General features: G+C 63.1%; 3 protein-coding genes. 2 read left to right on the top strand and 1 reads right to left on the bottom strand.

Translation table 11 applies throughout. The features are described from left to right. Positions 1–227 precede the first annotated feature (227 nt). Both IEW22_RS15690 and IEW22_RS15695 read left to right on the top strand, forming a co-directional pair. Entirely contained in the window at positions 228–1778 is a 1551-nt protein-coding gene (locus IEW22_RS15690; protein WP_188587577.1) for a basic amino acid/polyamine antiporter, read from the top strand. Then, entirely contained in the window at positions 1775–3037 is a 1263-nt protein-coding gene (locus tag IEW22_RS15695; protein WP_188587579.1) for an arginine deiminase, read from the top strand. The genes IEW22_RS15690 and IEW22_RS15695 overlap by 4 nt, the downstream gene beginning before the upstream one ends. Positions 3038–3148: 111 nt before the next feature. On the opposite strand, the gene IEW22_RS15700 is transcribed toward IEW22_RS15695, so the two are convergent. Further along, positions 3149–5974, bottom strand: a complete 2826-nt coding sequence (locus tag IEW22_RS15700) for an amino acid permease (protein ID WP_188587581.1) — start codon at positions 5972–5974, stop codon at positions 3149–3151. Positions 5975–6000 lie beyond the last annotated feature (26 nt).

Raw genomic sequence — 6000 nt, forward strand, 5'->3', positions numbered from 1 at the left:
TCAGTGTGCACCGCCGACGGCGACGACGCGTTCCAGGATGAACACTGGGTGCCCCCTGCGCAAACATCCGGATACCCGCTCTGCCTGGACCAGCGATGATGCGGGGCGACCCGTTGCGTGACCCCCAAACTGCGGACGTGGAGACGACAACCGGTCACAGCGATGCGCGAGACCATTGAGCCACCCCACCCTCACCGCACCACCTTCTCGATCCAGGAGTGACGCCGATGGCAACAGCGGAGTCTGCGACGACGACGCAGGAGACCGACCAGAAGGTCAATCTCCCCACCCTCACCGCGATGGTCGTCGGATCGATGGTCGGGTCAGGGGTGTTCCTGCTCCCTCGCCGGTTCGGCACCGAGACGGGTGTGTTCGGGGCGCTCATCGCGTGGGCGATCGCAGGCACCGGCATGCTGATGCTGGCGTTCGTCTTCCAGCGCCTCGCGGTGCGCAAACCCAGCCTCGACGCCGGCATCTTCGCCTACGCGAAGGCAGGTTTCGGCGATTACGTCGGTTTCAATTCCGCCTTCGGATTCTGGGCGTCGGCCTGTGCGGGAAACACCTCCTACTGGGTGCTGATCATGGCGACCATCAGCGCACTGTTCCCCGCACTCGGCGACGGCACCACGGTGCTGGCCGTGGTGTTGTCGTCGATCGGACTCTGGCTGTTCTTCTGGATGATCAGTCGCGGCGTGCAGCAGGCCGCGATCATCAACCGGATCGCCACCATCGCCAAGGTGGTCCCCATCCTCGTGTTCATCGTGCTGGCCTTGGTCCTGTTCAACGGGGGCTACTTCTCCGACAACTTCTGGGGCGGAAACGGCATCGAGGTCGGGTCGCTGTGGACCCAGGTCAAGGGCACGATGCTCATCACGGTGTTCGTCTTCCTCGGCATCGAAGGCGCGAGCATGTACTCCCGCTTCGCCAAACGACGCGAAGATGTCGGCCGGGCCACGGTCCTCGGATTCCTCGGCGTCCTCGGCGTGTTCGCTCTCGTCACCCTGGTCTCCTACGGTGCGATGCCACAGGGCGAACTGGCGGCGATCGACCAGCCGTCGATGGCGTCGGTCCTCAAATCACTGGTAGGTGAATGGGGTTCGGTGTTCATCCGGATCGGCGTGATCCTCTCGGTGCTCGGCGCCTACCTGGCGTGGACGCTGATGGCCGCAGAAGTGCTGTTCGTACCGGCACGCAGCAACGACATGCCGAAATTCCTGGCGCGCGAGAACAAGTCGGGTGCTCCGGTTCCCGCACTGCTCTTCGCAACCGGACTCGTGCAGATCCTGCTCATTCTCATCATCTTCGTCGATGACGGACTCGACTTCATGCTCGACCTGACCGCGGCACTGGCACTGCTGCCCTACCTGTTCGCCGCGGCGTACCTACTCAAACTGACCTTCACCGGCGAGACCTACCGCGAGCCGGGCGCCGACGGCGGCGCCCGGAGGAAGGATCTGGTGATAGCGGCGATCGCCGTGGTGTACACCGGATTCCTGGTGTGGGCCGCCGGTCTCGACAAACTGTTGCTCTCGTGCATCCTCTACGCCCTGGGCACCATCCTCTACGTGATCGCGCGGCGGGAACGGAATCTGCCCGTCTTCCGCCGCGCCGAGGCGGTCTTGTTCGTGGCACTCATCGCCGGCGCCATCGGCGGGATCATCTACCTTGCAACAGATTCCGAAGACATCTTCGAACACCCCGACCACGAGCGACATTCGTACTACGTCAACGACCCCGCCGATCATCATCACCCGGACGGACTGAAAGGCACCTCATGACTGCACCCGCGTCGACCACACCCTCCTCGCAGTACGGGGTTCATTCCGAAGTCGGCCGCCTTCGGAAGGTTCTCGTCTGTGCGCCCGGGCTGGCACATGAGCGGCTCACGCCCACCAACGCCGACGAGTTGCTGTTCGACGACGTCCTCTGGGTGCAGAACGCCAAGCGTGACCATTTCGACTTCATCACCAAGATGCGTGACCGCGGCGTGGATGTGGTGGAGCTACACAACGCGCTGTCGGAGACGATGGACATTCCACAGGCGCGGACCTGGCTTCTCGATCGCAAGATCGTCGCGAACGAGACCGGCATCGGGCTGATCGGCGCAACCCGTCAGTTCCTCGACGAACTCGATTCCCGTGAACTGGCCCGGTTTCTGATCGGCGGTCTGTCCACCGTCGATCTGCCGATCGAATTGCGCCCCAGGTATGTAGCGCTCGCCAACGAGGCACACGGGGTGGGCGAGTACCTGATGCCCCCGCTACCCAACACCCTCTACACCCGTGACACCACCTGCTGGATCTACGGCGGCGTCACGCTCAACCCGCTCTACTGGCCGGCCCGCCACGACGAGACCCTGCTGATGAAGGCCATCTACGAATTCCACCCCGACTTCATCGGCTCGACGGTCTGGTGGGGCGATCCGGAAAAGAGCTGGGGCAGTGCGACGATCGAAGGCGGCGACGTTCTGATCCCAGGCAACGGCGTCGTCCTCATCGGCATGAGCGAACGAACCTCACGGCAAGCGGTCACCCAGGTCGCGGCCGCACTCTTCGCGGCCGGCGCCGCGACGAAGGTCGTCGTGGCCGGCATGCCCAAGCTGCGGTCGGCGATGCACCTGGATACCGTGTTCACCTTCGCCGACCGCGACCTCGTCTCGGTGTATCCGCGCATCGTCGACGCGATCACGTCCTTCACCCTCGTGCCCAGTGACGCCGACCCCGGGGTCGAGGTGATTCCCGAGAGCGACCACTTCCTCAAGGTCGTGCAACAGGCACTGGGTCTCGACGGACTGCGAGTGGTGGAAGCCGGCGGCAGCGCCTACGACTCCGAGCGGCAGCAATGGGACAGCGGCAACAATCTGATCGCCGTGGAACCGGGTGTGGTGTTCGCCTACGACCGCAACACCTACACCAATTCGCTACTGCGCAAACAAGGCGTCGAGGTGATCGAGATCGTGGGCGCCGAACTCGGCCGCGGCCGCGGCGGTGGCCACTGCATGACCTGTCCGATCATCCGCGACCCGCTCAGCGACTGAGAGAACCCGTTCGGGCAATCGCCACGACAGCTGGTCGAGCTGTGCCCCCGCGACTGCCGCGCACCTTCGGCTCGGTGATGCCATCGATATGGCATGTCGTGGCGGAACATGTCAGGTCATGGTGGGTGCCTCCGACACGACGACGGCAGGTTCCACCGTATCGTCGGCAGCCGATGGTGTGGCAGCGTGCTTTCCGATCGGCTCCGATCTCATCGACCAGTAGTAACCTTCGTCGATGTCCGGCCAGCCCAGACGCTCGCGCAGCTCGGCGAGATAGTCCATGTAGGCCGTGGCATCAACGTAAGAGGAGTGGCGCGGTGAATCGACATAGCGCACCCCACCGCGCAGGTCCGGGTGGTCGTGGGCTTTGAGCCACTGCAATTCATCGCGGCAGACGCCGGTCTCGCGGGCGCGGATGTCCATGAGCACCATCTGCGCCATCTCATCGAATCGCTTGTAGGCGGCATCGACGAACTCGATGAAACCAACGACGTAGAGGCCCTCGTGTTCCCGGCTGAAGATGTTCAGATACAGGTCGGGCCGTCCGCCCTTCCAGTCGAAGAGTTCCCTGTCGATGAAGGGGAGCTCGTAGGTGTACCCCGTCGCCATGATCACGTGGTCGACCTCGATACGCGTGCCATCGGTGAACGTCACACCGGACGTGTCGAAATGCGAGATGTCGGGTTTCGCGACGAGGTCGCCATGCCCGAGATGGTGCAGCACATCGGTGTTCATGATCGGATGTGTCTCGAACGGGGCGTGGTCGGGCGCGGGCAACCCGAATCGGGTCAGATCACCGACCAGTTGGTCGATGATGTCGGCCGGATCCATGGTCATGGTCCCGCCGATCTCCGGCGGTACGAGCACCCCGGCGAGCAGGGCGTCGGTCGGGATGCCGGCGATGTACTTGGGCACATATCGATACCCGCGACGCACCGAAAGATAGGCCGCCTCAGCGTGAGTTGCCGCCGCACAGGCGATGTCGACGCCCGAGTTTCCCGCGCCGACCACCAAGACTGTCTTGCCGGCCAGCTCGCGACCGCACCGGAAATCTCTGGAATGGCTCACTGTCCCGATGAAGTCGCTCATCCCGGGGTAGTCGGGCATCGAGCCATGCCAGGTGACGCCGGGAGCTGCGATCACACCCGCATAGTCGCGCGTCTCTCCGTTCGAGAGGACAACTCGCCACCTGCCATCGTCGACCGGACTCGCCGAGATCACCTCCGTGTTGAACGTGACGGCATCCCGGAGTCCCCACTCGTCACCGAACTGTCTTATGTAGTCACGGATCTGCCGCCAACTCGGGTAGTCGGGCAACGGATACATGTACATCGGTGCGCCGTAGAACCCGCTGATGAACTTCGAGGTGATGAAGTGCGCCTCTTCGTACATGGGTGATCCGGTGTTGTCGATATCCCAGATCCCGCCGAAATCGGAGTGTCTCTCGAACCAATCGAAGGGCACACCCTCCTTGAGCATGGCACGTGCCATCACCATCCCGGCCGGCCCCGCACCGACGATGACATATGTGCTCGTGTAGTCGACCGGGGACAGCACGACATCGGTCCGCGGACGTAGCTGTGTTCTGGCGAAACGGAAATACGCTGACGGATCACGCTTGCGCAAGCGGACAACAACGATGAAGCCGAGCACACCCGCCAGCGGCAACAGGTACGGAATCGAGGCCACCGCCGGACTCTGGGAATCGGTGAGGGTCGAGAAGTGTATCGCAGCACTCACGAAGCCGATGACCAGACCGATGGTGGCCGCGACGGGCGCGACCACACCCGACCACATCTTCCGGTCATTGCGCCGCGCGAAGAAACCCAGCACCGCTGAAGCTGAGATCGCTTGGACCAGAATGATACCGAGAGTCCCCAGGCCCACCAGCCCCGCCGAGATGACCACATACGGGTCTGCACCTCCGAGGCCCAGCAATCCGACGACGACAACAGTGAGGACCGATATACACAGGCTGGCATAGTGCGGACTTCGATGGCGGGCATGAAAGGACGCGAGCCTCTTCGGCGCAATGCCGTCGGCCGCGATCGCGAAAGTGTAGCGAGCTGACGCATTGTGCAGAGCCAGATAGGACGCGAGAACACTGGTCAGCAGGAGAACGGCGCAAAGATCTTTGAGGAGCTCACCGCCGAATTCATCGGCGATGTTCAGAACGAACATGGCCGGATCGTGTCGCGCCTTCGCGACGGCATCGTGAGGACCGGCGGCTCCCACCATGACCCACGTGGTGATGAAGTAGAAGATCGCGATCACCACGACCGAGATGTACGCTGCCCGTGGGATACTCCGCTCCGGATTTCGCGTCTCCTCACCGTACAGTGCAGCAGACTCGAATCCGACGTAGCTGGCGAAGGCGAACATGAGTGTGATCCCCACCGACGGCGCGAAGACCTCATGCGGGGCGAACACCGCACTCGGGAATGCGTGAATCCCTTTCCTGGCCATGATGATCAGGTCGAGAACGATGAGAACAGCGAACTCCGCCGCCATCAACACGCCGAGCACCTTCGCCGACAGGTCCACATTTCGGTACCCCAGGAATGCGACGACAGCGATCCCCACCGCTGTGAACACCCACCACGGCACATCGATGCCGATACTGGGGTCAGCGAGCGTCTCGTGGAAGAAATATCCGAATGAGGTCACCAATCCCATCGACAGTCCGGTGTAGGCCAGAACCGCGATGTACGCCGACGCACCGGCCACCGGCTTCCCCAACCCACGCGCAACGAGGAGATAGAAGGCACCGTTGTTCGCGACTCGCCGGGTCATCGCGGAGAACGCGACGCAGAAGCACAGCAGAATGGCTGTCGCGATCACATACGACGACGGGATGGCGGGGCTGGTGCACGAGTAGGTGACATCTGATCTGGCTTGCCCTGCCGGGCGGCCTGGAAGGATGCCAGCTGTGCCCAAGCCCTATCCCCAGGAGTTCCGCGACG

Source organism: Gordonia jinhuaensis, from assembly GCF_014639795.1.
In the GTDB taxonomy this organism is placed as follows: domain Bacteria; phylum Actinomycetota; class Actinomycetes; order Mycobacteriales; family Mycobacteriaceae; genus Gordonia_B; species Gordonia_B jinhuaensis.

What these genes read in the sequence shown, in the direction of transcription:
- IEW22_RS15690 (WP_188587577.1), top strand. Translation starts at nt 228, where the DNA reads ATGGCAACAGCGGAGTCTGCGACGACGACGCAGGAGACCGACCAGAAG.
- IEW22_RS15695 (WP_188587579.1), top strand. Translation starts at nt 1,775, where the DNA reads ATGACTGCACCCGCGTCGACCACACCCTCCTCGCAGTACGGGGTTCAT.